The organism is Puia sp. (assembly GCF_035546395.1).
In the GTDB taxonomy this organism is placed as follows: Bacteria; Bacteroidota; Bacteroidia; order Chitinophagales; family Chitinophagaceae; genus Puia.
The window spans coordinates 899790-926531 of the sequence record NZ_DASZXR010000016.1; the positions used below are offsets into that span (position 1 = coordinate 899790).

The window sequence follows — 26742 nt, forward strand, 5'->3', positions numbered from 1 at the left end:
GGCCGGAGTTGGCGGACCTGTGCGGGGCGCCTGTTGGCCGGCCCGCCAATTGGCGGGCCGGCCGTTCGACTATTGTAATGTGATCTTGGAAATTACCTTATTGAACTCTTCGGCGATGTACAGCGTTTTGCCGTCCGGGGTCACTGCCATTCCGGAGACATGGCCGAACATATCGTCTGCGGGGTTGCGGTTTGGGTTGTTGTCGGAGAGCGAAAGCCAGACGATGCCTTTTCCTTGTTTGCAGAGGCGGATCAGCGGCCCGCTGTTGCCGTAGGGTCCGACAGGTGCGGTGAAATAGAGGTAGCTGCCATCCTGGTTGGCGGTGGTGCATTCGACGCCATTGGCTTTTATACGAGCGGCGAGAACGTTGTTGTCCCAGGAGGCTGTCGGGTCTATCGAGCTGACGGCGCCGGCCGGGCTGACTTTGCGGACGCGGGCGTTGTCTTTGTCCGCCATATAGATATTACCCAGACCGTCGGAGCTGATGTCGTAGATGTGAGAGCTGAAGGTAGCATCGAGGCCCTGGCCGTCGGCGAAGGGCCAGGCGCCGCCAAATATCTTCTCGGTTGGTTTACCTGCCCAGGCTTCCATCGTTCCGGCGTTGGCTCCGGAGGTCCTGACGCGCTTGAGGGAATTCCAATACGTATTATAGACCGCGATGTCGTCGTTGGAGCCGGGGGCTACCCCGTAGGCGCCGTCAAGATGGTTGTTGGCTGCGAGCGGTCCGTCGTCGTTGCCTTCGCCTTTTGTCAGGATGGTCAGCTGATTTGTTGCACCATCTATCTTATACAGTGCATAGTACTTGGTGGTAAAATAGAGTGATCCCGCCGCGCCGGGCGCCAAATCGATGTCGTATATCTCTTCAAAGTTGTTCAGTACTCCATTCCCAAGCAAGGTCGATACGTTGTTCTGTTGATCAATCACGCGGATCAGGTTGTTGTCTGCTACGTACAATTTGTTGTTGCGGCTATCGAAGCACAGTTTATAGGGGTTGATGAATGCTGCGTTGCCGCCCTGCCCGTCGACAGCGGCGGATTGTCCCATCCGGCCGGCGATGATGGTATAGGTTGCTTTGACGGAATCGCGTCCCGAAGCGGGGGTTGGCGTTGGGGTTGGCGTGGGATCGCCTCCGCTGGAGGCGTCGGGCGACTGGGACTGTTTTTGACAGGAGGCGCAGCTGACGAACAAGCTGACCAGGAGCAATAGCCGGTATTTCATGATCGAAATGGTTTTTGGTGCGGGCAAATTTGCGGGGTTTGCCGCGATGGGGGAATACCGGGATGAACGAACTGTTGTATTGATGGAATGAGTTGGGGGGAGCCTTCTGTTATGTGCCGATCACCTGATCTCGACGACGCCTTCGGCGACTTTTGGGAAGCGGGTGAAGATGGCGGCGTCGTGGCCGGGGACGATGTATTTGGGATCGGCGACGAGCGTCTTCATGCGTTGGAGGGAGCGGACGAAGGCTGCGTTGTCGAAGGTGCCGCCTTCGGAGGGAGGCATCATGTGGTCGAGGCTGTAGTAGACCCAGAGGTTGTCGGAGGCGAGGAGGACCTTGTTGGCGGCGGGTGTGATCTGCGCTGTCGTGGGTGTGGCCTGTTTCGACTTAGGTGTGACTTGCTGGGTTGTGGCCGAGCCTTGTTGCGCCGCGGTTGAACCGGCTGCGGGGTCGACGCCGGTATTTACGACGACGAATTGTGAGTTGAAGGTATGGCGGGATCCGGTATAGACGGTGATGCCGGGGATGATCTCTTTGTCGTCGCCATCGACGAGGGTGAGGCGGCCGGCGAGATTATAGTCGAGGAGCATGCGGACGTCGCGTTTGGCGAAGCCACCGGGCTGACCGCCTTTCTGCCAGGCACCACCAACGTAATAACCATAATCTTCCTTTTGCATCCAGGCATGGGCATTGGGGAAGAGGTTGAGCCCGTCGATGTGATCCCAGTGGGGGTGGCTGATGATGATATCGGTGATATCGGCGGGGTGGATGTTCAGCTTTTCCAGGGCCGAGTCCGGGCGGGTGTAGGTGAAGGGTTCGAATTCCTTTTGGTCGTCGAGGCCTCTTTGGAAGCCGGCGTCGAGGAGGATCGTCTTTCCGTTGTCGCCTTTTATCAGCCAGACCATGAAGTCGATGTTGACGCTGTCCTTTTCGGGGGCTTTTTGCACCCAATATGAGAGAGGTAAGCGCTTGAGCATGGAGGCGAAGCGGACGGCATAAATGCGGTAGTGGGGCTGGGCCAGGGTGGTGAGCGTGGCTAGTGAGAGGGTGAAGGCGAAGAGTATCTTTTTCATCGCAGCTGAAGATAGAAAAATTTGACTATATTGGAAAGGCCCTGCCGGCTCCTGTTATGGTCAAGACTCGAATAGTAACCTATATTATCGCAACCGTTTGGCTCGCCAACGGCCTATTTTGCAAGGTGTTGAATCTTGTGCCGCGGCATCAGGAGATTGTCGCGCGAATTATCGGCGACACCCATGCGGGGTTGTTTACCCGGCTGATCGGGCTTGCGGAGACGGTGATGGCCATCTGGGTTTTCAGCGGCTGGCGGTCAAGATTGAATGCGATAGCTCAAATGGTGATCATCGCGGCCATGAACACCCTGGAATTCTTTCTCGCGCCGGACCTGCTTCTGTGGGGACGGCTTAATGCCTTGTTCGCCTTTTTATTCATCCTGCTGATCTACCACAATGAATTTTCTAAGGAACCATCCTTTTCCCGTTGAGGCCTTTTTTGAGAGCTCGGTCGTGCTGACCTTTGCAGCGCCGAAGGAAGACGTCCAACCTCTCATTCCCGAGTGCCTGGAGTTGGATGTTTTTGACGACAAATGGGCGTTTATTGCCGTGGCGATGGTTCAGACGAAGGCGTTGCGACCCAAGGGGTTTCCGAAGGTGCTGGGGAATGACTTCTTTCTGATCGGGTACAGGGTGTTCGTCAGATTTACCGATCGGCGGGGAAAACGACTCAGGGGGTTGTATATCATCAAATCCGAAACGGATAGAAAGAGGATGGAATTCTTGGGTAACCTTTTTACGCACTATAACTATTCGACAACGGATATCCGGGTGGCGGGTGAAGGTGGGGTCGTCGAAATCAGCTCGAGGGGTTCGGATATCCGGCTGCGGATCGATGGGTCGGATGAAGAAAACATCTCTTTGCCAAATGGGTCGCCTTTCAGGGATTGGAAGGAGGCACGGAGATTTGCGGGTCCCCTACCCTTTACGTTTACCTACGACCGGATGAGAAAGGAGGTGTTGATCATCGAAGGCGTTCGGGAGGAGTGGAAGCCGGCGCCGGTCCGGGTGATGGATCACCATTTCGGTTTTATCGACGGGCTGAAGATGGATGTGACGCTAGCCAATGCGTTTGTTATCCGGAATATCCCCTACTATTGGAAAAAAGGAAAGATCGAACCATGGAAGCCAAAAGAAGAAATTTCCAGGGCGTCCTGAATATTTTGAGTTTTAACCGCCATTACTATGTGTTGGGGCTGGGAATACTGGCCCTGGTCATGGCCAGCCGATGGTGGATTGCCTGGCCGGCGGTTGTCTTTTGGATCGTCGTTGGCGCATTTGTCTACGGGCTGGTCATGCCGCTGCTGGTATCGGCGTATGTGTATGACTTTTCCGGTTATTATCATTTCCGATGGTTGCGGCATGTCATCCGTGATGGTGAGCGGGCCGATCGGATCGTCAGTATTCATTCCGGGTTTGACGAAACGAGTTACATTCTCGAGGCGCGGTTTCCTGGGGCTGATCTGCGGGTGTTCGATTTTTATGATCCGGCCAGGCACACCGAGCCGGCGATAAAACGGGCGCGGAAGGTGAGTCTGGGGTATCCAGGAACGCGACCGATTGCGGTGGATGCGATTCCCATGGAGGACGGGGCCGCGGATATTGTCTTTTTACTCTCGGCCGTCCATGAGATCCGGTCGAATGCCGAGAAAGTGGTCTTTTTAAAGGAATGCCACCGGCTTTGCAAGCCTGGTGGAAAGGTAGTGATGGTCGAACATCTGCGGGACTTCCCCAATTTCGTCGCTTTCTCGGTCGGGTTCACGCATTTCTTTTCCCGTGCTGTCTGGAAGAGGGTCTTTGAGCAGGCGGGTTTTTCGCCGCTGCAGGAGATCAAGTTCACCCCATTTCTCTCTATTTTTCAATGTCACCGGTAATGTTGGAATTGAATCTTCAGATCATCGGCGGTGTTTTGCTTGGACTGGCGCTGTTGCATGGGATATTTCCGAAGTATTTTAGATGGAAGGAAGAGTTGGCCCGGATGAGCCTGATCAACCGGCAAATGATGCAGGTGCATTCCTTCTTTCTTGCGCTGGCCCTTTTTTTAGTGGGGCTGCTTTGTCTGCGATCTGCGCATCTGTTGGTCGGCACATCGTTGGGGAAAGATATTTGTCTCGGGCTTGGGATCTTCTGGGGGGCGAGGCTGCTGGTGCAGTTCTTTGGCTATTCTCCGGAGAACTGGCGGGGGAAGGGGTTTGAGACGGCGGTGCACGTGGTGTTCATTTTGTGTTGGAGTTATTTTAGCATGGTATTTTTGCTGGCGGGGTGGAGGTGAGACTGCTTCATTCGGGTATTCCATGCCGTTTGTTAATCCCTGTGGTTCCTTTCCAATTTTTCCCGATATTTGACCGGATATGAAGGTCAAGACCTGTACGACAGAAGACATCGGGGAGCTTGTTCGAGTTTCGACACAATCTTACAATGAGCACTACACCTATCTGTGGCACGATAAGGGGGAGAGTTATGTTCGAAATAATTTCAATTTCAGATCATCGGTGAGAGCAAGGTCACGTTTGCGAATATCATTGATGCCTTCAGCGGGATGCGGGTGATGGCGTTGCGACTTAAATAAAACAGGCTCCTTTGCAGAGGAGCCTGGGGTACCCGGGACGGGAATCGAACCCGTACTGCCGTTGCGGGCAACAGGATTTTAAGTCCTGCGCGTCTACCTGTTCCGCCACCCGGGTAGGAGTGGATGGGCGTTGCGAGTGCCCGGAGATGAGAGGCTGGCGGCCTCGCGGCCCACCGGTTAAAGATAGTCAAAAAAAAGCCATCGGTTTGGGCCGATGGCGATAAGCTGAGCGGAAGACGAGGCTCGAACCCGCGACCTCAACCTTGGCAAGGTTGCGCTCTACCAACTGAGCTACTTCCGCATGAACACTATTTCAGAAGAACCATTTTCCGGTTGTAAGTCACTGGGTGTGATTGATGTACCGCGTTTCTTACTTGGGGTTGCAAAAATAGGGAAAGAATGGTTCCCGCAAAAACTTTTTCTTAATTATTTGTACTGGGGTGTGTACAGGGTATTGCTGGGAACGACGACGTTCGGCTTACCCTTGTAGCGATTGGCCCAGAGACCGTAGCTGCCACCGACGACGAGGGCGATGACGCAGAACACCTGGAGGTAGAACAAGAATACGGAGGAATCGACCCAGCTGTTGGCAAAGTCTTTCAGTTTGGGGTCTTTCAGCTCGATTGGTTGGTCTAGTTGTTGATCCATAACGCTTTAATTACGGTGCAAAGATAGGGCATTCAGCGAGAAAATCGTCGTTTGGTAACGATTTGGGCAAAAGTTTTCTTGCCTTTTACAAAATATTGCCAGACAACGCTCCCGGTGTACCAGCCGTGGAGCGGGGCGCGTTTGTTGGCGGGGAAGATGCTTTTTTTGCGGTTGACTACCAGCCATTTGAAGAAGGCCAAGTGGGCTTCGAGGATGGCCCAGAAATAGACCGCTTCGCCGGCGAAGAGGGATTTCCAGGCGGAGATGGAATCGAGGAGGAAGCGGAAGGGGAGCTTCCAGAGGTATTGTTCGGGCGGGAGGCATTTGGCCATCATGATAAGGTTATTCCGGAAGTTGAGGAAGACCTTGCGTTCATTGCCTTTTGGCAGGGTACCGCCGCCGACGTGATAGACGATGGATTGCGGACAGCTGTATACTTTGTAACCGGCCAGCTGCAGGCGCCAGCAGAGATCGATCTCTTCCTGGTGGGCGAAGAAGAAGTCTTCGAGGCCTTTTAATTCATGATAGAGCTTTCCGCGAATGAACATTGCCGCGCCGCTGGCCCAGAAGATGGGTTCGGGGGTGTCGTACTGTCCGGTGTCGGTCTCGCAGACGTCGAACACCCTACCCTTTGCGAAGGGATAACCCAGGTAATCGAGCCAGCCGCCGGCCGCACCGGCGTATTCGAAGGAGGGCCTGTCGGCGTACATCCTGATCTTCGGCTGGCAGGCGCCGATGGTCGGGTCGGACTCCATCAGATGGATGACGGGTTCGAGCCAGTTCTTTGTCACTTCGACATCGGAGTTGAGAAGGACATAATAATCGGTATCCACCTGTTTGAGGGCTTGGTTGTAGCCGCCGGCAAAGCCGCGGTTTTTGTCCATGGCGATGATGCGGACGGCAGGGTACGATTGCTTTAGGAAGTCGATGGAATCATCGGTGGAGGCGTTGTCCGCGACGATGACATGGGCGCCGGGACAGCAATTGGCGGTCACGAAGGGCAGGAACTGTTCGAGGTATTTGCGTCCGTTGAAATTGAGGATAACTATGGCTATGCTTGGCGTCATTGGCGAACCACCGGGTCGACCGGGGTCCAAAAATAAGGGAATCCTTGCGGACAAGATGCCTGTGGCATTATTTGGGTCTTTATTGCGGCGTGCTTTTCCCCCGGTTGGGCTTTATTATCGGTTCCTTTTTTGTCCTGGGCTTTATTATCGGGTTGCATTTCATATTATCGGGTTCCTTTTTATAAATTCGGCGTATGATCAGAGGTTTATTCAATTGGAGGACGTTGTTGGCCGTGGCGGGGATCGTCATCGTGACGGCGACGATATTTTATTCCCGGTACCTGGCCAAGAAGATCGCCGTCGATGAGCACCAGAAGGTGGACCTATGGGTAGCCGCGAGCAAATCGATGCTCAACAACCCGGGGATGGACCTGACGCTGCCGAATTTGATCCGGATCGGTCAGCAGTCGATCCCTATTATCGAGACCAATGAGCAGGACAGCATCATCGACTTTATCAACCTGGACAGCGTACGAGCAGCGCAGGACAAGGGCTGGCTGTACCGGCAGCTAAAGCGGTTCCAGGCGGAGAACCCGGTGATCGAGGCGAAGCTGAGCGATACCCCATATATCGCCAACCGCTATTATTACGGACATACGGCCTTGCTGGACGAAGTGCGTTATTATCCGCTGGTGCAATTGTTCATTGTGGCCATTGTCATCTTTTTTACCCTTTATTCGATTACGGTCCGTAACCGGTCGACGCAGAACCAGTTGTGGGCGGGGATGGCCAAGGAGACGGCGCATCAGCTGGGCACGCCGGTGTCTTCGCTGGAGGGGTGGGTGGAGATGTTGCGGGAGTCATCCGTCGATAGCCGGACGGTGGCGGAGATACAAAAAGATGTGGATCGGTTGAAGCTGGTGTCGGACCGGTTTGGGAAGATCGGGAGTAAGCCGGTGTTGGAGGAAAAGGACCTTGTGAGGCAGGTGCGGAACATGATGGAGTATATCCGGAAGCGGGCGACGGGGAAGGTGCAGTTTGCGTTGCATGTGGCGGGGGCCGGGCCTGCGACGGGTGGTGTTGCTGCCGGGGGGTCAGCGACGGGCTTGGATGGCGGTGTTGGGGTTGGTTCCGCGACGGATGGTGCGGGTGGTCGTTTGTCGGCGGGCGCAGGTGGTGGTTCGGCGGATGCTGGTGTTGCGGCTGGTGGAGGGACGGCTGGTGTGGCGGGTGCCGGAGGGATGGCTGGTGCGATGGCGCCGTTGATGGTGAGGATCTCGGGGCCGCTGTTTGACTGGGTTATTGAGAATCTATTGAAGAATGCGCTGGATGCGATGGAGGGAAGGGGGTCGATCACGGTGAACATCGCGGATCATGGAAAGGAGATCGTCATCGATGTGGCGGATACGGGGAAGGGGATTGCAGCGCGGAATCTGCAGAAGGTGTTCAAGCCGGGGTTTACGACGAAGAAGCGGGGTTGGGGATTGGGCCTGAGTCTGTCGAAGCGAATCATCGAGCAGTATCATAAGGGGCAGTTGTTTGTTCGGCAGTCGGAGGTCGGCAAGGGGACGACGTTCAGGATCGTGCTGAAAAAGTAGGGCTTGGTTTTGGAATTAGACCTGAAAACCCTATTTTTGCAGTCCCTTCAAAAAAGGCGGATGCGTGGGTGGCGAAATTGGTAGACGCACTACTTTGAGGTGGTAGCGCCGCGAGGCGTGTGAGTTCGAATCTCATCCCGCGCACTGAGCATTACTCGACAAGCCTGTAAGTCAATGATTTACAGGCTTTATTTTTTGCCCGTTCGCCAGTTTTTGCCGGCTTTTTCCGCTTGTTTCCGCTGTTTTTGGCGAACAAATGGCGAACAGTTTTGGTGTTCACAAATTCATTTTTATGAGCATCGAGATCACGGCAAAAGTGTCACGGAATGGAGAGAAGAAATGGTACTATTATGAGTGGGGCAAGGGTTCCGGGGAGAGGAAGGCGGCGGGTATTTTCACTTATACCAAGCCGAGAGACATCATCCAAAAGAATCATAACAAAGAGGCCCTGGCCTTGCTGGAAACAAAGAAGTCGCAGATGGTGATCGATGCGCAGTCGATTGGGACACCGTTCGTGCCGGCGCACCGGTTTAAGAGCAATTTCCTGGATTATTATGCGGAGTTTGTGGATGGAAACAAGCGGCCGGGGAATCGGCATTTGGAGAGCAGTTTGGTTCAATTCAAGTGCTTTGTCAAACGGCCGCGTATCGTGCCGATGGAGATCACAGAAAATTTGTGCAAGCGGTTCCGGACCTTTCTGACCGATCGCCTAACCGGGAAGACGCCGGCGGACTACTTCCGGGCGTTCAAGCGGGTGATTCGGAGCGCGACGAAGGATGGGTATTTTCGGGTTCATCCAGCCGAGGATGTCAAGTCAAAGACGAATGCCAGCAAGAAGGTGAAGGAGTTTTTGGAAGCAGATGAGTATGTCCGGCTGATCAAGACCAGTATCAGCAACTATGAGGTGAGAGATGCTTTTATCTTTTGTTGCTATACGGGATTGCGGTGGTGCGATGTTAAGAATTTGCGATTTGAGCAGATCAGGAATAATGTACTGATCACAAAGATCATTCAGAAGAAAACCGGCAAGCCGGTGGAATTGACGCTGCATCCTATTGCGGGTCGTATTTTGGACAATCGAAGGAAAAAGCTGGTCAAGGTACGCGGTGGTTGCGCTTCGGCCGGCAAACTGATCTTCTCCCTACCTACAGCTGATGGAGCCAATAAGGCCGTCAGCAATTGGGTGTCCCGGGCCGGGATCGGCAAGTACATCACCTGGTCCTGCGCCCGGTTGAGTTTTTCGATCCTGCTCCAGGATGCCAACACAGATACTGCCACGGTTGCCCTACTGCTCGGCCATACCACCACCAGGTATGTCAATGAGACGTATAAACGGCATCGGCCGAAGAATCAGGCGGAAACTATTGCCAAATTGCCGGCGGCGGAATGGAACTACAACTAGCAGCTGTTCGCATTTAGCGGTTGGAAATGGCCCGGTCCGTCTAGCGTCCATTCGGTTCGATTGTGCCGGCTCTATTTACTGAGTTGGCCGTTCAACGGGGCGCCCTCTTTCAATCCGTGCATCATGCGATCCAGGTCTTCGCGCTTATAGTACCCGCTGACCGATTTATAGATTCCGTACTCCCCCAGCTTCTTCGCCAACTGCGTATGACCCAGGTTACAATAGATCATTGCCTCATTGGGTTTCAAATACGGCTTATAGCAAATGGCGACGGCTTTCAAGACCGCCAATTCTTCCCGCTTCATATCCAACCTCCTCTTTTAGCACTTTTTCCCGAAAGTCAAAAACACTCAAATCGATAAAATCCATTTCGTCGCCTGGACGGATGCGTTTCAGTTTGCCGTCATAGAACGCAAGTTCCCGCCTCCGGGTAAAATAGCGAACAAACACAGGAATATCCCGCTTGATCGGAGTTGATGGGTCGTGTACCTGTACAATGCCCATATGCTGCGCGTCTCGGCATTCAGTACGGTAAAAAACAATCACCGAGTTCGAATGCTTGGATTCGCCCGGATGATTATTGAGAGGTCCGTCCGACAACTGTCCCACCAGCAATAAAGCCCCATTCCAAGCCCGTCTACCGCTCACAAACTGTTCCAAAGCAAGCATTGCCTCCGGAAATTCGCTTGTGCTATACAATTCCCTGCGGCCCGGCAGCTTCCCTACCCTATCCAGAACGACAATATATTTTTTGACTGCGAGCAGCGGATGCATTGACTTCAACCAGACCATGGGGTAATAATTCCCTTGAAGCAACTCTTCTTCCCAGTTTGCTGATGACGCAAACAGACGCACAGGATACTTGCTGATAGCAAATCTTACCTGCTGCCGTTCCTCTTCCTCTACTCGTCCACGAATGCAGCCATTTAGCTCTTTCAAAAACGATCCCAATACACGAATCCGGAGGTTCTTCTCAACCGTGGCCGTCTTCTTACAAACAGCAGCCGCATCCGCGTAATCGCAATAGCAACCGTAAATCCCCACAATCCCTGGCCCCGCCTCCAGTACAACCCACCTTTTCCCAGCCCAAAACTGATCCGCCAGCCATTTCCCACTCTTGTCCATTATCACACCCTTTCAGTACAACAAAACTCGTCAAAGCGACCATTCCCGAATCAACGGTAAGCCTCCACTATTCAAAAGTAGGGTCTTCCTTATACAAAAACTATAGAGGCAACAATGCCTCTATAAAAATTCTTCCGGTTCCCAATGGCATCTTGGTAGGTAAATCTCCGCAAACAATCCCCTATAACCTAATTTCGTTCCCTTCAGCGCAAAACTTCCTCCTACGCCAGGGGCGGGTCTAAGATACAATTTTCGAACTGTTCCATGTTGGATATCATATGGTTATCTATAATAGCCATTATTGGACTAAAATTAACGGTTGTTGGTGGACGAACCTTATCAATTAATTCGCGGTTCCTTTTCTGAGTGATAGTTCTGTCCGCTGTGTCGTTCATGAAGCTCGTAACCGACTGATCAGCCGACACGTCCTCCGTAATTTAAAATCCTGAGGTATATTTGCTCTAATAAAGTCGGAAAGGAATGGTTAATTCCTCGCGCTTCCAGTATAACTATTTTGCCTTGCTAAACACAGAGGCCTTTGACAATCGCAAAATCACTACTCGCTATGGATTGGCTGAACACTTTTAAGTATATTGGTTATGGCCTCCTGATATTAGGAGCAATCTGTACCGTTGTAGTAGATATATTAAAAGGCAAAGACGACGACCGAAAGGACGCACAACAAAAGCGCCAGATGACGGAGCTGGTAACCAATAGTCAGGAATCAAAAAAACTCCTTGCCCCGTTCTCAGATCTCGCGCAAAAACTGTATCCGAACTTGGATCAAAAAGAAGCACTCGGCGCATTAATGAAACGCATGGACTCCGCTGACGAAGAAATAAGGCGTGGGAAAGAAAAGCTGGGAAGCCTCTCATCCCAGGTGACCATCGAAAAAAAAACGATTAAAACGTTTGAAGTAGTCGTGACCATCGAATTTTCTGGAAAATGGCAATCTCAGCCCTACCCCACTTGGCTACAGCCTCCTGCTCCCCAGCCGTATCTCCGTTGGAAGGATAGCTCAAAAAAATTAGCTGACTTGAATTTTTCAGCATCAAGGATCAACTGCGAAGCGGTAGATGCGAATACCGGCCGTTTTCAAAATACGCTATCTATTCTCCCTGGACAATTTCCTTTGGGACAACTAACCGACGTCCTGCAAGAATACGACCAGTTAGAATTTTGGTTCTTGCTTACCGATCCCAAAAAACTACTTAGCCCGATATTGACAATTAACAAAGTCGATTTAGTCTTCTACCTTAATGGAACAAAAAGAGGCGAATTTCATAGCGTCGGCCCAATATCCCAAGATAATAGCGAGGCGATAGGCAAAATTCCGCCCGGCAAAGATATGTATATTACTCCTACGCTCACCCTGAGCGGTAAGCCCGTCGACCTACTAAAATTCCAGCTTTAGGTCAGTATGAAAAAGGGGTTGACAAATACAGGCTGCTCGCTTGTGAATATATTTCATTCAACAATCTGGCGCAGGCAAAATAGGACCCAGTGCCCCGGTCTACTACGCTTCAGAAATGCAACAACAAGCTAGACAATGAATAGATCGCGAAATCGTCTCCATAGCAAGCAACTGTATGCTTTACAACTATTGTTTCTGCAGCAGATTACCCAAAACTTCGTATATAGAAATACTCATACCCAACCAAAATTTATCATATCCATGAGATAAATGATGATTGGTACTGTTCGAATTGACTCTTGATCAAAGTTGGGTTCCAGGACTTCCAGCCAGTATTTATTCGCGTTGAAAGGTTTCCCGTAATTTGCCGGATAGGCAGGGAAACGGCAAGCCACATCAACTGACGTTTGCTGGTGCGCCGGCTCGAAGGTTGGGTGATGAGTTCGCAGAAGGCCACCAAGCCTGGGCTTCGTGTTGCAATTCTGCAAGTGCTCCTGGTAAATGCTTTGCTGAATACCGCTGGAAAAAACCGGGTTTCCGAATACATCGGTGTCATCAGTCGGCTGACTGTCCGTATCGCAAATGACATGACTTTTAATAGAAAATTTTCGATACACCTTCTGGTAAAAGGGAATATTGGTGACCGATCCGCAATTAACAATAAATAGATCTTTGCCTGAATTGACCTTCTGCAAAATTCCCCTAATAATAATTTCCTCTGTAGGACCCTCGACAAGCAACACTTCGTCTGCGTAGAAGGATTCACAAATATGAGGATTGAACCGTAGAACTTCATACATGGCCTGTTTCAAATCTTCAAACGTCTTTGCTTCCTTTGCTTCTTTGAGATCGTCATCCTTCACTTGATAAAGTCTAGTTCCTGTACCGTCTTGCACCATTCGGACAAGAGTTGAGTTCCGCTTCGACAGGTCAATCATTTGCGGTGAATGAGAAGCGCAAAGGACTTGATAGGGATAGTTCTTCTCACTCACAGAATAGATCAGTTCCCGAAGGCTTCTTAAAATTTTGGGATATAGAAAGAGCTCAGGTTCCTCAAAAAGGATCAAATATTCCTTTCTGTCTGATCGGATCGCTAATTCCTCCGCGACGTCTCTCATTAATAATAGCGAAAAAATAGCGCTTCGAACTGCACCGTGGCCTATGGTACTATAAGAACTTGGAGTCTTATCGTCATGCGAGCCATCCTCATTTTGCTTCCTGAATTCGACGTTAAATTTCTTGCCAAACTTATCCTCCGTCCATTTTACCTTATCTGAATCGCCGATCTCTATTTTTGTATCCGGGAACAGCATTTTGAAATGCTTGTTGACTTCATCTTGATATTGATTGATCGATATTGGATTATACATTTTTTCCTGCAAATTTTTTACCGTGTCCTGGGCATCCTTTAACTCTTTCATTTCTTTATCATTTAACCTAAGCTTCGCCTTGCTGGACAGGATTTCATTTACGATTGCCTCAACTTCTTGCTCGGAAGGCATCGCTTTGATTAGAATCGGCGTAGGCATAAGGGCTTGGAAAACCTGAATAAGCCCGATACTACCAAAAGCGTTATCATCGTACTTGTTTGTCCCAGGATTCCAAGTTCTGTCAATTGGCTCCGAAGTCTTAACCTTGCCTTTGTCAGACTTCAGTGTAAAGGTCCGTTTTATTTTTATTTCAGATTGTTCATTGAGAAACCGCTTGAAAGATTCCAGCTTTGTCTTTTGTTTCTCTTGAATATACTTCAAGTCTAGATCATCGACGCCCATTTGAACTTCGAATTCCAAGTAATCCGACTGATCCCGTTTGTAAAAATCATCTACAGAGGGCGACTGGTCATTGAAGAAAAAATTATACGCTGCGAGGAAAGTCGATTTTCCAACATTGTTCTGACCGAAAATGAAGATCGTGTTAGATCCGTCAAAATTGATCTGATTGTTTTCCAGGCCGCCTGAAATAGCTCGGAAATTGTTGACCCCAAATTTTATAATTCGCATAAAGCAAGATTTCCAGATTTACAGATGTAAACGTGCAAATTACCAAAAGCCGCTGGCTCGCCTCACAGTAAAAACACCCAATTTGGACAAACTGGTCAAAGTATCGGACGAGTCGGCCCCATACGAATACAGCAACAACAAAACAGGAAAAAAATGTCTCCCTCCGGCCCCCTCGGCAAGAACACGTGCCATGCCGAAGGCCATCCGCTTGCGGTGCAGTGGCTCCTCGCAGATCGCCTTCGCCCGGAAGGCAACATACGCACTTCATTGCGTCGCCGGAGGCGTGCGTATGTTGCTTCCGGGTTCGCAGTCTGGCACAGTTCTTTCGCTTCGGGGGCCTCCGGTCGGGCAGCTCCCGTGGCCGCTCCGATCAGGCGCTGCGATCGCATAAGCTGCGGGTCTGTAGTACGCTTCGCTCCTCAGCCCTCCTCGCTCACGCGAACGCAGTACGCTTCGCCGCCTCATCTGCCGCGTCCACCCGCTGCCTCATTTCGTCCGCCACCTGCCAGTGGCCCCCGCTTCCATATGTGATTTGGCCTCCGCCAGGCTACGGCCAAACACTAAGGTCGACCAGCGGGTAGCCGCATCCCGGCCTCCGTTGTCTGCCTCCCGATGCAGCACGGGGGCCACGTGGCGGCGGTGGCGGTCCCGTCCCGTCCGCTTCGTCGTTCCTCCTCACTCCCGTCCCGGGCTCGCCCAGATGCTTCGACGGGATATTCTAATGGTAAAAAAAAGCTGCCCCTGACGATCATCGGGTGAGCACATCTAGGCGATAGTTCTCCATTTCTATCTACTTCTATTTGCTCAACGTGACAAATTGCCCATAGCAATACTGAGCTTGACATAGTTGGACCCAACTAGGACTCAATGTGCTTTTTTTCTTACTAGATCTAAAAGCGCCATTATGTGGTCTATTGGCTGTACTACTGAAAAATCCGAGTTATTAAAAACGCCCACATTCGGAACTTGTTTAGCATTTTGAAATATTTCCGATTCAAAAGGAATCAACTCTGTCACAATTCCAATGACTTTAAATTCGTTAGGAAACGCGCCCCATACCGGACCACCGCTGTTTCCGTGGTGGACCTGAGCATTCAATATGATAGTTTGATTTATAGAATTCTTGCCTGCTATGATACCTCTTGTGAGCAACGGCTTGTTTAATTCAAGCTGGTTGGTAATAATTCTTAATGATTTTGGGTACCCTAAAAAGAAAATATCCATACCATATTTTACATCGGCGGCCCTGGCAATTTGACTCATTTGAACTACCGAAAGATGCCTGGATTCATTTGTATTGACATAGTCATTATAGTCTATTCCACCATTATGATTGTCTGCTAACCAAAGTACCGCGACGTCCCGCGTCGAATCCGAAAAAATTAGGCCCGAACGATCTAAATTCTTGAGGTCGATTGTCAACTTATGTTGTCGGTCAGTGCCAATATTATCAGAATAAGTTGTTACAAATGCAGTATCTCCATGTAATTTGTTCGTCCGTTTTCCAGTGGAATCGACAATATAGATCACGTGACGAGCAGTAACAAGGAACACGTGCAGACTATCGGCTAAGAAGGATGCTGACCCAAAATCGCCGTTTTTATAGTCAACCAAAACAGCTGTTGTCATAAATTTCTCATCAAACATGTATTGTCCTTGGGCCTGAGAAAAGAAACCCAAAAAGAGAAGAGCAGATATCAATTTCATAGTCGTGAGTTTGACGGCTAATATACATTTGGAACATGAATTTCAACAAGGTGAAAACACCCATTTTTAAAATGATCTGCAAGAAGACTAAGAATATGCTGCCGCCGGCGATCGACGGCGGCAGACTTCCAGCCTATAGTTCGCCGTTGGCACCTCTGCGGGGACAGATGCGAGGAATGTTTGCAGCATCTTGTCCCCGCAGAGGCCAGTTTCCGCCTGCTCCCTCGACTAGAGGGATTGAAAATTACCCCGCAAACTTCGGCTCCTGGCCGGCCTCGCCAAGGAACTTCTATATAACCAAGCTAAGCGACGTCCTTCTTTAGATCAAGTAATTTTCGCTCCAAGTAGCTGATTTTGGCCTGCCTGTATTTCTGCTGATATTCTTTTAGATCCAGGGGGTTGAATTCCTTCTTGTATCTAACCATTGTATAGTAAATCGTTGCAATCTTATTAGCGGTAGCCACCATGGCATATTTATTCCCACCTCTAGCCTTCATCCGACGATAATAGTCTCCCAGCCAGTTGTCGCTTCGTTGCACAGCGTTGGCGGCATTCCGAAAAGCCTGACTTGCGGTATTGGGTCGCTTCTTCATCAGGGTACTGCTGATAAGCTTCCCACCGGAGATCTTGTTATTAGGACAAAGGTTCAACCACGACACAAAATGTTTGGCCGTTTCCCACTTGCTCATGTCGGTCCCAGTCTCTGAAAGAATCTCCAAAGCAAGGATGTCGCTGATACCATAGATAGCCATAACGTCAACGCCGAGAATGCTTCTAAAATAGTCCGACGTATTGAACCTTGGCTTATTCTTATTGGCATGTTTTCTGGTGCCGACAGTCAACTCACTCCGCGGCTGAGATATTTTTCCCTGATGATATCTCTGTAGCTGATTCTCAATCTCGGCATCGCAGACCGAAATTCGATCTCTGTAAAATTTGTAGCAAGTAAAATTCTCTTTCAATAGAAAAATCTGCTCAGTCCGCCAGTTGCCCTGCAGGGATTTTATAATCATATCCCTGTCTGCTCTTATCCTATTGTCAACGAAAGGAAGAAAATTTTCCGCAATCCTTTCCCCATTGATAATGGCCTCTACAATGGCAAGCCCTGTTTTGCCGGCAATATCCCGAATCACTTTGTGAATTTTAATATTCATCATTCCCAAGGCTTTTTGCATCCTCAAGACGCACCTGTTGGAATCATTGACAAGGGTTCTCCGATATCGAACTAACGCCCGCAATGCCTCTTGTTCGTCGTCTGGAAGATAGCTGCTTTTCAGAAGGCCGCAGCTATGCAATTTTTGAATCCAAACCGCATCATCCTCATCATTTTTCCGGCCGCTTACATTACGGACCTGCTTGGAGTTAACCAGGTACACCTCGAAGTTTGACCTAACCAGCAGACCGAACAGTGGTTTCCAGTAAATCCCGGTGCTCTCCATCGCAACGGTGTCAATTTTGCATTTCTTTAGCCATTTGACGATTTGCTCCAGGTCCGCCGTCATCGCGCCGAACGTCCTGACATTAGTAGAGTCCCTGCCCTGAGGGACTGCCACTGCGTGCATTGTGTCTCCAATGTCGATGCCGGCGGCATTTGGATTCACCAGCGGCATATCCACTGTGCTTTTTTTACGGGTGTCCTTTTTCATATTTTTTAATTTAAAAAGAAACCCGTTGCCCGTCGTCCTAAAAAGTTACTCTTCTATACGGGTTCGAACACCCAATCTGAAACTGAAAGGGACAACAGAACCATACTTCGGCTTGGGCTTAAAGTCCAATGTTCTTGTAGGTTTCGCTGCAACGAGCTTCTCCTATAAAGGTATGAACAAGACAGTCCAGTACTTGGCCAGAGGATGAACTCCAGTTATTACCCGGGAAACATTGATGCACCAATATCTATACTTCGGCATAAAACGGTGCAGTACAAATCCTGGTCATCGGGGTCCGCTTCAGCAGCATCGAGATAGTCATCCCCAACACCCGCAGCATTTATTCCGATCCTCCTTTGCATTCGGCCAGCCATCCGCCGGGCCAGTCGGTTTAATTTTTTAATCACCTCAAACAAACGATTATGAAAAAGAAACCGACGATGAAGCAGCAGGCGGAGATGGTCAACAACCTTTGTGTCAAGACATACATGGAGATTTTAGGGTATTGTGGCGGAATTGTTGAGGAGGAGGGACTCGCCATCTTCAACTCGCCCTTCAAGGAAACCGGCGCGCTGTATGTCGACCGTCAAACAAACACCTTTCGGCTGGACCACGGTAAACGCAAAGGTGGTGTGCTGGATCTCGCTTGCGCATTATTCAAAGAAACCCGGTCAACGATCCTCCGGAACATTGTGCTTTACCGCATCGATTTGCTCATGAGTAAATGCGGTTCCCGGTCCGGAGCCATCTGGTAATGTGGCACGGCTCACGTCGTTCACCTATACAGAATACGGCTAACCCTTGGCAATTTCGCGGTATCGTTCTATCTTCACCGTGTGAACGTGAAATGGTGAAGTATGGAACATCTGTTTCTTGGCCGGGTCCATCCTATGGAGTGGACCAGCCGCCTCAATACCATCGGCATTGCGCCGAAAAAGACGAGCTCCCGAGTTTTATTTTGCTGGCGACACGTGCCACATTTGGGTTTCCCCGAGATGTTACCGAACGCCCAAAGAGCCTTTGCCCGACAGGACCACCCTACCCCATGAGCTGTTGCAAAACATCGTAACCACCGGCGAAATGGCCTGTCCGACCTGGCGCTAACCGACGCCTTCCCCGTCAGTGTCATCCAACAACCCTCCCGCGCTCTCCCTCCCATTTTCTCGCCCCATCACCCTCCCATTCCCCATCATTTACTTTCCACCCCAAATGCCCGGATTCGAAACCACCGGATCCTAACACCCTGACCGTCCAAAATGCCCTATCCTGGCGATTGGCAGCCTCACCCGCCCGCGATGCCGCGAACAGGCATGAAATACCCTTTAACAACCCGCCCCTCTGGAACCGCCTAAAAATGTCCTTACCCTCGAAGCTTAGCAAGGTGTCTGAAGGTACCACGCGGATTGGAAGCGCTGCCCGCCGCGAGATGACCTTACCCGCCATTTTTAACGATCGGTAAAAAGAATACCGGTATGGATAAGACAAAAACGAAGCGGATCAAATGGCTAACGGTTCGCATGAACGAAGAAGAAAGCCAGGCTTTCGAAGCCCTTCAACGGCAATCCACCTGCCAAACGGCCAGCGAATATGTGCGAAAGGCCGTGCTCGGCAACCCCCTCGTGCGGCACTATCGCAACCAATCCCTGGACGATTTCGAGAAAAGTATGCTCCTCCTGAAGGCCGAACTCAAGACCATCAGCGACAACTTTGACGAGGCCATCCGTCAGCTCCGCACCCTCAAACACCTGCCTGGTATCCAGCAATGGATCCTCCTCAACGAAGCCGACAAGACCCACCTGTTCAAGAAAATCGACACTATTTCTACCACCATCGAAAAAGCATACGAGCTATGGTTGCGCGAATCAACACCGTCAGAAGCACGGCCAAACCCCTTGCCTACAACGAAGAAAAAGTAGCACAAGGCAAGGCCCAATGTATTCATACGGGCAATTTTTTGCAGAGTAAAGAACGCCTGACATACGACGACAAGCTCCGCCGGTTCCAGCGCCTGAACGAGCTGAACGGCCGATCGCAGGTGAAAATGTTTCACGCCACACTGAACTTTTCACCCAAAGAAATGCTCTCCGACAAGGAACTGGCGGCCATCGTCGACCGCTATATGCAGGGTCTGAAAATGGACAATCAACCCTACCTGGTCTACCGTCATAACGACGCCAATCACCCGCATATTCATATCGTCTCCTCGCTGATCCGGCTCGACGGCAGCCGCGTCAACACCCACCGCATGGGTGTCGATCTGTCCCAACCCACCTGCAAAGCCATCGAAGCCGAGTTCCAGTTGATACCTTCCCGGCAGCGTCGGCAAAACCAGCATCTTCCCATTCCCGAGTCGACCCAAAAGCTCGATCCCAACTCGTCCGAGCCCGTCTCCGAGGCCGTCAACCGCGTCGTTGCCACCGTCATGAAGCACTATCACTTCACCAATCTGCCCGAATACAACGCCATCCTTCGCGCGTACAACGTCACGGCCGAAACCGGCGCCCCCGGCAGCAAAACCCATCGGTACAACGGCCTTTATTATGTCGCCCTGGACGACCAGGGCAACCGGGTCAGTCCGCCGATCATGGCTTCCCAACTGCCCTGCCGGCCCACTCAAAGCCGGCTGGATAAGAAGTATACCGAAAGCTGGATCCAACGGGAAAAGCAGCTGGTCTCCGTCAAATCCCGCATCGACTGGACGCTGGACCAGGGGCACCCGACCCTACCCTCGCTGGTATCTCACTTACAACGCGACGGCATCGAGATCGTCCGTCCGCCAGCCAATGGCCGAAACCCGCATGACCAGATCTTCGTCAATCACCAAACCCGCATCGCCGTCACCGGCAAGCACTTGGGGCCGGACTACACGACCGCCGCCTTCGACGCGGCCATCGTCCCCCGCCGGAGGCCCGCCAAGCAGGGCCACCAACAAAAAGCGACGCCACACTCCGACGCCCGCTTCAGCGCCAACGTCCCCCAGGTCCTTTCCGCAACCCTTCACACCCATCCGGCCGGCCCGGACCGGTTCGGACAGGATCAGCATTTGGCTTATCGCCATAAGCGTTGATGGAAACGTCAGCCAGAGTACGGTCTAACGATTGTATTTTTTGCGAATTCAAGCGGGTTAAAAAGACCAATAAGTGGTATTAATATTTAGATAGGAAAACGAAAATGAGCTAATTAAAACCAATGCCAGATGGGATATATTAGGGAGCCTAAAGGAATAGACTTCGTGGTCGAACCGCATGTCGTGACAGCGGAGGATAGGCGCATTATCAGCGAAGCCATCGCATTTTACAAGGCCACGGGAAAGTATAAAAGAGTCCCTATTCCCAAGACCTCCCATCGAGCTCTCAAGAAGGCAAAAAAAGAAGAATCTTAATACAGCCACAAAATCGGAGCGATACAGCAAGTCGCTGGAGGGACAGATTGCGACGCGGATAACACGCAAGCATCCGCCCCTTTTCCTACGCGGGGACTTTGATGACCTGGGAGGATATGATCAGGTGGGCCGGGTCTTATTGGCGCTTATTAAGAAGGGCAAGTTGATTAAGATCGGCTATGGGCTGTATGCCAAGGCAAAGGTGTCGTCGATCACCGGCAACGTCGTGCCGGTCGAGCCGCTTCCGGTCTCCGCCCGAGTTATTGCCTGCCTGTCGTGACAATATTATCGGGGGCTGTTTTCTACCGCCCACTCTTTTTCACAAAGAGGCCGGATATCGATTCCGCATATACTTAGCCAGCTATTTCGTAACTTGGGGCAAACCCCAGCTATGTATGTAAAAACACTCAAGTTGAGTGATCTCAGAAGTTATCCCGAACTCGAGATGGAATTTTCTCAAGGGATTAACATCATCGCTGGGCGCAACAACGCAGGAAAATCTACAGTTATTCGCTCCCTGTACGAACTACAGAATCTCAATTCAATTAGCGACGGGGACGTTCGATTGGGTCGGGCGTTCGCCCAAATTCACATCGGTCTGGAGGGGATTTCCCCCGTAGATAAAATCAAATACTTTTTTGGCAAAAATCCAATGGAAGAAGGGAGCGATCGATGCCGAGTACAATTCAAAATTGCCAACCAAGTCACCGAAAAGCAATTTGTTCAGTTTCTATCGAACAAGGATGAACTCTCCCGAGATTTCCATGGCCTTCCTGCCGAAGAAAACGCCCATAATTTCATCTACCCCTTCCTTTCCAAAAGAAAATTAACGAATTACACTATCAATAGCTCCACCCAAAACGCCAATGCCATATTTGACAATTTTCAGAATCTAGCGTTAAAGGTTCAGAGGGTAGATGCGCAACCGACGACAAGAACAGCTTATGAACGCTACTGCAAAGATATCCTCGGTTTCCTGGTCACCGCTATTCCGACTAACACAGGTGGTCTTTCTCTCGGGGCGTTTTCCCTCAATGGCGCGATGATTCCCATCGAGGCCATGGGAGACGGGGTGGTCAATATTGTTGGGTTGCTCACCTGTCTACTCGGCGAAAATGGAAAATTGTTCCTGATGGAGGAACCGGAGAACGACCTTCATCCAGCGGCGCTGAAAAAGTTGTTGCAACTCATCGCCGATAAGTCCGCCCAAAACCAATTTATCATCAGCACGCATTCCAATATCGTTCTTAAGGCATTGGCCGACCTCAAAGATACCCGTATCTTTTACGCCAACGCCCCGATCATTGATGACTCAACATCCTATATCCCTACGGCCAAGCTCAATATGCTTGACAATTCGCCGGAGGGGCGGCTTTTCATTCTGGAGCAGTTGGGCTACTCGCCTTTTGACTTCGAGTTCTATAAGGGGTACGTCATCCTGGAAGAATCCAGCGCGGAACGACTGATCCGGGACTTCATCGTGCCCCTTTTTGTACCGCAGGCCGCCGGATTGATCCGATTTGTGGCTGCGCAAGGCGCCAGCACGATCGAATCCAAGTTTCGTCATATGAAGGAAATCTTCGTACACCTGCACCTCGCACCGATATACAAAGAAAGAGCCTGGGTTATTGCCGATGGAGATGCCGATGGGGTTGCGGCAATCCGATCGCTCATTGAGGATTTCAAATCCTGGGATGTGGCGCACTTCACCACCTGGAAAAAGCCACAGTTTGAAGGCTACTACCCCGCTCTGTTCCAGGGCCGAGTTGAGGCCATCGGATTGATGAAAAAATCGCCTGACAAGCAAGAGAAAAAAAAAGAGTTGTTAAATGATGTCATCGAATGGATCAATCAGCACCCGAAGGAAGGGAAGGCTAGTTTAAAGGAGTCTGCAGCAGAGATTATTGATACGATTACCGATATCGTGGCGAAACTTCGGTCCACGTAATGGCGCTAATGACCCTTTTCCCACTCACGCTGCGGAGCCAGGGAAATGTTCGTGAAACCTCTCCCAATGTTCTTTGGATGGAGACTGAGGTCTATGCGTAATGGGGTCTACTAGCATGATGAAAGGCTTTGAGCCGTCGGCGTAGGTGTGATGCGGGAATTCCGAATGTTGTTCGATGTCATGTTTTAATGCAACCAGCAGTTCTCCTATCGTTTCTGCCGTTCTATTGACTAACCAAAATGAAAAGTGGGAGACCGTATAATCCTTGTCCGGCTCACCAAACGACTTGAACGTCTTTCTTATCTGTGGTGTGCAAATGAAACGGATGTTAAATTTTCCCGTATCCATTTTCAATTGAAAGGCCTGCAGGGTAATATCGGCTGAACGATGCAGCAATTCCGACCGATGATCGTACAACTTGATCGCAAATGAACGATCTACAGTATCAATTGCTTTGGCAACCCCTCGTATATATAGTGTATTCTTCGGATCTCTTGCCGACCGGCAGATTTGCGACCACATGAGCGTTTTGTCTCGATCCTTATGGCTGACGAAATGAATCAAAATGCTCATGTAGTCGTAAACTGAAGATAGATGAAAAACGATGCTATCCACAATTGACGAAACCATTTTCTCAGCATATTCAAAATGAGGATTTGCCGGATAAACATCCCGTAAAATCTGTTGCGGGTCCCTTTTCAATAACGCCTCCAACTTTTCGCCAATAAAATGATGTTCCCGCATCAGGAGTTGACAGTGAAACATCGAGCTGAAAAATCGATAAATGACGTTGTCCCGCAACTCTTGAATTCTATGGTCTCCGAAGGTATTTTCGATGTGAAAACCGAAGTCCATTGCTAAGGCGTAAAAGCCCTGCCGAAGAGCGACCAATTTCTCATCTGTCTCATTGAATTTTTTTTGAAAATCATCCACATCGACGATTTCCCTATCTTGTCGAGTACTCATAGACTAAAGGTATGGCAAAATACTAAACCGTTTTATCTTTGCCTGCGACACCTACCTACTTTCCTTTGAGAAAACATTCTCCACCGGTCTCTTGTGCAAGCCATAAAATCCTTCCTACTGCGCTGTATTGCTCCATGGACGCCTGTCGACTTCCAGAATATAGAAGAATGAAGTGGCTTGCAGCCCTCTGAATTCATTCAGCCGGGCCGTCGACCAGATGTTACAATCATGATGATTCCCTAAGCTGTTAAGAAAAGAGCCTATTTCATGCACAACTTGATCCGTCTTCCGTTTGAACGACTGCTTCTGTTTCAACGTATAGATTCCTTTACCCCAAGTCTTGGATAAGTTACTTTCCCGGAGATCAAATATACGCCGGGCGAAGGCGCCCTCCTTCAGGCCGGGATCCAGTCTCCGCAAACTGGCAAACAATTAATCCCAGGAGAAGGCTTCGCGCTGAGAAAAATACCTGGCTAGCTGTGTCTCAATGTGCTTTTTTGTATCCATACATGAGGTTCTGATATTAAGCCATTTTCCATTAAAAGTGGCTTATATTAGTTTCAAAATCCTCAGATTTGCATAATAACCAATAATGCCATCACCGACCGATGCATGACCGCTGGCGGCCAACTCTTTATTGATAACCGACCAAGCCAATCCCCTTTCACTCGTCTTCCAGCTCCAATATCCCTCTCAACTCTGCTAGCCGTTCATCGAACAGTTTCTCTTCCTTTTCGTCCAATTCCATCATTCCCTTCAAAAAAGTCAAAATGGCTTCTTTTTTTCTTGGCTCCATATCCATTAGCATTATGCGCGTCGCCAGCAAAAGCTTTTTCTGCAACCTGTGGCTGCCTGCTATGTTCATAGAATCACTTTTTGATCGCATAATCACTCGTATTATTTATATGAGATACAGAATTTCTGGGTGGCTTGGCGCCATCAAGATAGTGATCAATTAATTTGGTGGGAACTTAGCAAAGAAGAAGAGCGAAAATAAGCAATTGTTCGCATATGGAAAGCCAAGTGAAGACTACAGAAGACTTAATGCGTGAAACCAATAAAATAGCGGTTCGGCCGGCAGTTTGTTTAGGTCAATAAACTCCGGTTTACTCACTAAAAATTCGTTTTTCTTCATTCCGGCTTCAAATTTGGGCAGGCCATCCTTGTTGCCAGATTTAAGCTTTGCCGCCAGTAAAGCGGCCTTGGCGCCGCCAACAATTGCTTCCTCGATCCTAAAAGCACCGGTGGTCAAATAGGTTTTAAATTGCAGCAGGCCCAGTTTTATCTCCGCAAAGTAACCTTTATGGGGATTTTCAGTATTGCGCTCCCTTCGTGCTATCAGGACAGCTGCATTAACAACATCATCGAGAACATCATTTCTGCTATAGCGGTTTCCCCTGTAACGGATCTCTTTTTCTACGGTATCGTTGAATGCCTTTTTGAACACCTCCACCGACTCAATCCGATGGTACAATTTATTAATATCATGGAGCTGTTTGATAATTTCCACTTCCTTACGTTTCCCGTATAAAACACCTGTCGTGGTAGGTGCAAATGCCGTCAATTTGTCACCGGCAATGGACGCCGCCGAAGGTACGTTGACAAAAATATCGTCCTGATGGGTAACCAACCAGAACGTTTTGACCGGCACTTTCAGCACCGTGGGATAGGAATGTTCTTCAAAGAGAATATCCAGCAAGATATGGTCCTCGTTGCCGGACAAAGCGGACATATAATACAGTTCGTAGTGAGCTTTGGGAACACCTTCTTTGTAACTTCGATGTTCACTGAGCTTAAATTTTAGAAACGGAGAATGAGCGCATACTGCTGTCAATACATTCTCGATTTCGTCGCGGCTGGCGCGAGTGATTATGTCTATGTCAATGGAAAATCTGCCGGCATCATCCATCAACAAGACAAGCGAGGTCCCACCTTTAAATACAAAGTCCAACCCCTGAACTGCTAGTTGTTCCACCAGGCTTAGGGCATGTATCATCTTTTCTACCAATGGCGGATTGATCTTTTCATACCCTTTCCTTGACCGGTGGGTATCGAACCATGTCTTCTGAAACGAATCTGAACTGATCATGCTATTATAGATGGGACTTCCTTACACAAATCCTGGTGTTCATGCAAAAAAGCTTTTAACGTGTCCTCCCGGTGCCGTCGCTTCGCGTAATTGAACAACCGGGAATAATTGATCTCATATTTAGATAACGATGCTTCGAATATCTTAACCAGTTGTTGGCCCTGATAGGCGAAATACAATTTCGAATCGCAAAACAGGTCCACCAATATTTTTTCGAGCGTAGGGAAGGCCATTCCATTGACCTCCATGATGGGCGCCCTGCTAATCATCGGGGCGACAATAATAGATTGCGGCAATTCGGATATATAATGCTCGATGATCTTTCCGTCCGGGTTGATAAAAAGGTTTGAAAAAAACCTGGAATCTTTCAATGAAAAAAATACCCGTTCCACGGACGCCTTGTCGACCTCCAGGATATAGAGAAATGAAGTGGCCTGCAACTCTATAAATTCGTTTAGCCACGCCGTCGACCAGATGTTATAACCCTGATGGTTCCCTACATTATCCAGAATAGAACATATCTCTCTCATCACTTCGTCCGCCTCTGGCTTGAACCGCCGCTTTTGTTCCAGGGAATAAACGCCCTTACCCACTTCTTTAATTAGCTGCCTTCTTTTGAGATCAAAAATCCGCCAAGTGAAAGTGGTTTCCTTCAACTCTGGATCCAGCTTCCGCAAATAGGCAAACAGTTCCTCCCGGGAAAAGGCTTCCCTCCGGGAAAAATGCTTCGTCAGCTTAGTCTCTGTGTGCTTTTTTGTATACATGATTGTCATAAGTAAGCCATTTTTTGTTAAAAGTGGCCGACATTAGATATCAAATATACACCATTTATATTAAGAAGTGGCTTATATTAGTTATACAATTTTACTATCTGCTCTAAATATTTGGTTATCAATTGGATGAACATTTGTCTTAATCGCTATTAATTTTTCCCAAAGCAGGCCATTAA

At 49.7% G+C, this 26742-nt stretch carries 25 protein-coding genes and 3 tRNA genes; 12 read left to right on the forward strand and 16 right to left on the reverse strand.

Features of this window, described 5'->3' with window-relative positions; genetic code table 11:
• Positions 1–69: 69 nt before the first annotated feature.
• Positions 70–1218 (reverse strand): hypothetical protein, encoded by a 1149-nt coding sequence (locus tag VHE34_RS24890; RefSeq protein ID WP_325593014.1) that lies wholly within the window; start codon positions 1216–1218, stop codon positions 70–72.
• Positions 1219–1338: 120 nt separating this feature from the next.
• Complete coding sequence (locus VHE34_RS24895) at positions 1339–2292, reverse strand: N-acyl homoserine lactonase family protein (RefSeq protein ID WP_325593016.1); 954 nt, start codon at positions 2290–2292, stop codon at positions 1339–1341.
• 56 nt (positions 2293–2348) lie between these two features.
• Here VHE34_RS24895 and VHE34_RS24900 point away from each other — a divergent pair, with 56 nt between their 5' ends.
• The 4 genes from VHE34_RS24900 to VHE34_RS24915 are packed head-to-tail and all read left to right on the forward strand — an operon-like array spanning position 2349 to position 4564.
• Positions 2349–2723, forward strand: coding sequence for a DoxX-like family protein (locus VHE34_RS24900; RefSeq protein ID WP_325593017.1), 375 nt, complete (start codon positions 2349–2351; stop codon positions 2721–2723).
• Positions 2689–3450, forward strand: coding sequence for a DUF2071 domain-containing protein (locus VHE34_RS24905; protein ID WP_325593018.1), 762 nt, complete (start codon positions 2689–2691; stop codon positions 3448–3450). The genes VHE34_RS24900 and VHE34_RS24905 overlap by 35 nt, the downstream gene beginning before the upstream one ends.
• Positions 3414–4166, forward strand: a complete 753-nt coding sequence (locus VHE34_RS24910) for a class I SAM-dependent methyltransferase (protein WP_325593020.1) — start codon at positions 3414–3416, stop codon at positions 4164–4166. Before VHE34_RS24905 ends, VHE34_RS24910 begins: the two co-directional genes overlap by 37 nt.
• Positions 4166–4564, forward strand: a complete 399-nt coding sequence (locus VHE34_RS24915) for a hypothetical protein (RefSeq protein WP_325593021.1) — start codon at positions 4166–4168, stop codon at positions 4562–4564. Before VHE34_RS24910 ends, VHE34_RS24915 begins: the two co-directional genes overlap by 1 nt.
• Positions 4565–4890: 326 nt before the next feature.
• Here VHE34_RS24915 and VHE34_RS24920 read toward each other — a convergent pair.
• The 4 genes from VHE34_RS24920 to VHE34_RS24935 form a co-directional block, all read right to left on the reverse strand.
• Positions 4891–4976, reverse strand: a tRNA-Leu gene (locus tag VHE34_RS24920).
• Between the two features lie 113 nt (positions 4977–5089).
• A tRNA-Gly gene (locus VHE34_RS24925) sits at positions 5090–5162 on the reverse strand.
• Between the two features lie 125 nt (positions 5163–5287).
• Positions 5288–5509, reverse strand: a complete 222-nt coding sequence (locus VHE34_RS24930; protein ID WP_325593023.1) for a hypothetical protein — start codon at positions 5507–5509, stop codon at positions 5288–5290.
• Positions 5510–5541: 32 nt separating this feature from the next.
• Positions 5542–6576, reverse strand: a complete 1035-nt coding sequence (locus VHE34_RS24935; RefSeq protein ID WP_325593025.1) for a glycosyltransferase family 2 protein — start codon at positions 6574–6576, stop codon at positions 5542–5544.
• A 194-nt stretch (positions 6577–6770) separates the two neighbouring features.
• On the opposite strand from VHE34_RS24935, the gene VHE34_RS24940 reads away from it, so the two are divergent.
• The 3 genes from VHE34_RS24940 to VHE34_RS24950 all read left to right on the forward strand — a co-directional run bounded on the left by VHE34_RS24940 (position 6771) and on the right by VHE34_RS24950 (position 9516).
• On the forward strand, positions 6771–8114 hold the full coding sequence (locus VHE34_RS24940) for a sensor histidine kinase (RefSeq protein ID WP_325593028.1): 1344 nt from the start codon (positions 6771–6773) through the stop codon (positions 8112–8114).
• A 62-nt stretch (positions 8115–8176) separates the two neighbouring features.
• Positions 8177–8258, forward strand: a tRNA-Leu gene (locus tag VHE34_RS24945).
• Between the two features lie 148 nt (positions 8259–8406).
• Positions 8407–9516: a site-specific integrase gene (locus VHE34_RS24950; protein WP_325593029.1), complete on the forward strand. Its 1110-nt coding sequence runs from the start codon at positions 8407–8409 to the stop codon at positions 9514–9516.
• A 71-nt stretch (positions 9517–9587) separates the two neighbouring features.
• Here VHE34_RS24950 and VHE34_RS24955 read toward each other — a convergent pair whose 3' ends face one another.
• Together VHE34_RS24955 and VHE34_RS24960 are read right to left on the reverse strand one after the other, a co-directional pair.
• The gene (locus VHE34_RS24955) at positions 9588–9746 is read right to left on the reverse strand and encodes a hypothetical protein (protein WP_325593031.1); all 159 of its coding nucleotides are present in this window, start codon (positions 9744–9746) and stop codon (positions 9588–9590) included.
• Between the two features lie 25 nt (positions 9747–9771).
• Positions 9772–10641, reverse strand: coding sequence for a hypothetical protein (locus VHE34_RS24960; protein WP_325593033.1), 870 nt, complete (start codon positions 10639–10641; stop codon positions 9772–9774).
• A gap of 565 nt (positions 10642–11206) precedes the next feature.
• Between VHE34_RS24960 and VHE34_RS24965 the strand changes: the two genes are divergently transcribed.
• Positions 11207–12055 carry a hypothetical protein gene (locus tag VHE34_RS24965; protein WP_325593035.1) on the forward strand — a complete coding sequence of 283 codons (849 nt, stop codon included), beginning with the start codon at positions 11207–11209 and terminating at the stop codon, positions 12053–12055.
• A 233-nt stretch (positions 12056–12288) separates the two neighbouring features.
• Here the strand turns inward: VHE34_RS24965 and VHE34_RS24970 are convergent, their stop codons facing one another.
• The 3 genes from VHE34_RS24970 to VHE34_RS24980 all read right to left on the reverse strand — a co-directional run bounded on the left by VHE34_RS24970 (position 12289) and on the right by VHE34_RS24980 (position 17408).
• Positions 12289–14055, reverse strand: a complete 1767-nt coding sequence (locus VHE34_RS24970; protein WP_325593036.1) for an ATP-dependent nuclease — start codon at positions 14053–14055, stop codon at positions 12289–12291.
• A gap of 864 nt (positions 14056–14919) precedes the next feature.
• On the reverse strand, positions 14920–15762 hold the full coding sequence (locus tag VHE34_RS24975; RefSeq protein ID WP_325593038.1) for a trypsin-like peptidase domain-containing protein: 843 nt from the start codon (positions 15760–15762) through the stop codon (positions 14920–14922).
• A gap of 302 nt (positions 15763–16064) precedes the next feature.
• Positions 16065–17408, reverse strand: a complete 1344-nt coding sequence (locus VHE34_RS24980; RefSeq protein ID WP_325593039.1) for an IS110 family transposase — start codon at positions 17406–17408, stop codon at positions 16065–16067.
• 422 nt (positions 17409–17830) lie between these two features.
• On the opposite strand from VHE34_RS24980, the gene VHE34_RS24985 reads away from it, so the two are divergent.
• The 4 genes from VHE34_RS24985 (at position 17831) to VHE34_RS25000 (ending at position 22738) form a co-directional block, all read left to right on the forward strand.
• On the forward strand, positions 17831–18163 hold the full coding sequence (locus VHE34_RS24985) for a hypothetical protein (protein ID WP_325593041.1): 333 nt from the start codon (positions 17831–17833) through the stop codon (positions 18161–18163).
• Between the two features lie 696 nt (positions 18164–18859).
• Entirely contained in the window at positions 18860–19324 is a 465-nt protein-coding gene (locus tag VHE34_RS24990; RefSeq protein ID WP_325593085.1) for a plasmid mobilization relaxosome protein MobC, read from the forward strand.
• Complete coding sequence (locus VHE34_RS24995; protein WP_325593043.1) at positions 19258–20475, forward strand: relaxase/mobilization nuclease domain-containing protein; 1218 nt, start codon at positions 19258–19260, stop codon at positions 20473–20475. The genes VHE34_RS24990 and VHE34_RS24995 overlap by 67 nt, the downstream gene beginning before the upstream one ends.
• Positions 20476–21181: 706 nt before the next feature.
• The gene (locus VHE34_RS25000; protein WP_325593045.1) at positions 21182–22738 is read left to right on the forward strand and encodes an ATP-dependent nuclease; all 1557 of its coding nucleotides are present in this window, start codon (positions 21182–21184) and stop codon (positions 22736–22738) included.
• Between the two features lie 24 nt (positions 22739–22762).
• Here the strand turns inward: VHE34_RS25000 and VHE34_RS25005 are convergent, their stop codons facing one another.
• The 5 genes from VHE34_RS25005 to VHE34_RS25020 form a co-directional block, all read right to left on the reverse strand.
• Positions 22763–23704 carry a hypothetical protein gene (locus VHE34_RS25005; protein WP_325593046.1) on the reverse strand — a complete coding sequence of 314 codons (942 nt, stop codon included), beginning with the start codon at positions 23702–23704 and terminating at the stop codon, positions 22763–22765.
• A 114-nt stretch (positions 23705–23818) separates the two neighbouring features.
• Positions 23819–24136: a DUF6577 family protein gene (locus tag VHE34_RS31235; RefSeq protein WP_414709925.1), complete on the reverse strand. Its 318-nt coding sequence runs from the start codon at positions 24134–24136 to the stop codon at positions 23819–23821.
• Between the two features lie 232 nt (positions 24137–24368).
• Positions 24369–24569, reverse strand: coding sequence for a hypothetical protein (locus VHE34_RS25010; RefSeq protein WP_325593047.1), 201 nt, complete (start codon positions 24567–24569; stop codon positions 24369–24371).
• 165 nt (positions 24570–24734) lie between these two features.
• Positions 24735–25793, reverse strand: coding sequence for a nucleotidyl transferase AbiEii/AbiGii toxin family protein (locus VHE34_RS25015; RefSeq protein WP_325593049.1), 1059 nt, complete (start codon positions 25791–25793; stop codon positions 24735–24737).
• Positions 25790–26566: a DUF6577 family protein gene (locus VHE34_RS25020; RefSeq protein WP_325593050.1), complete on the reverse strand. Its 777-nt coding sequence runs from the start codon at positions 26564–26566 to the stop codon at positions 25790–25792. Before VHE34_RS25020 ends, VHE34_RS25015 begins: the two co-directional genes overlap by 4 nt.
• Between the last annotated feature and the right edge of the window lie 176 nt (positions 26567–26742).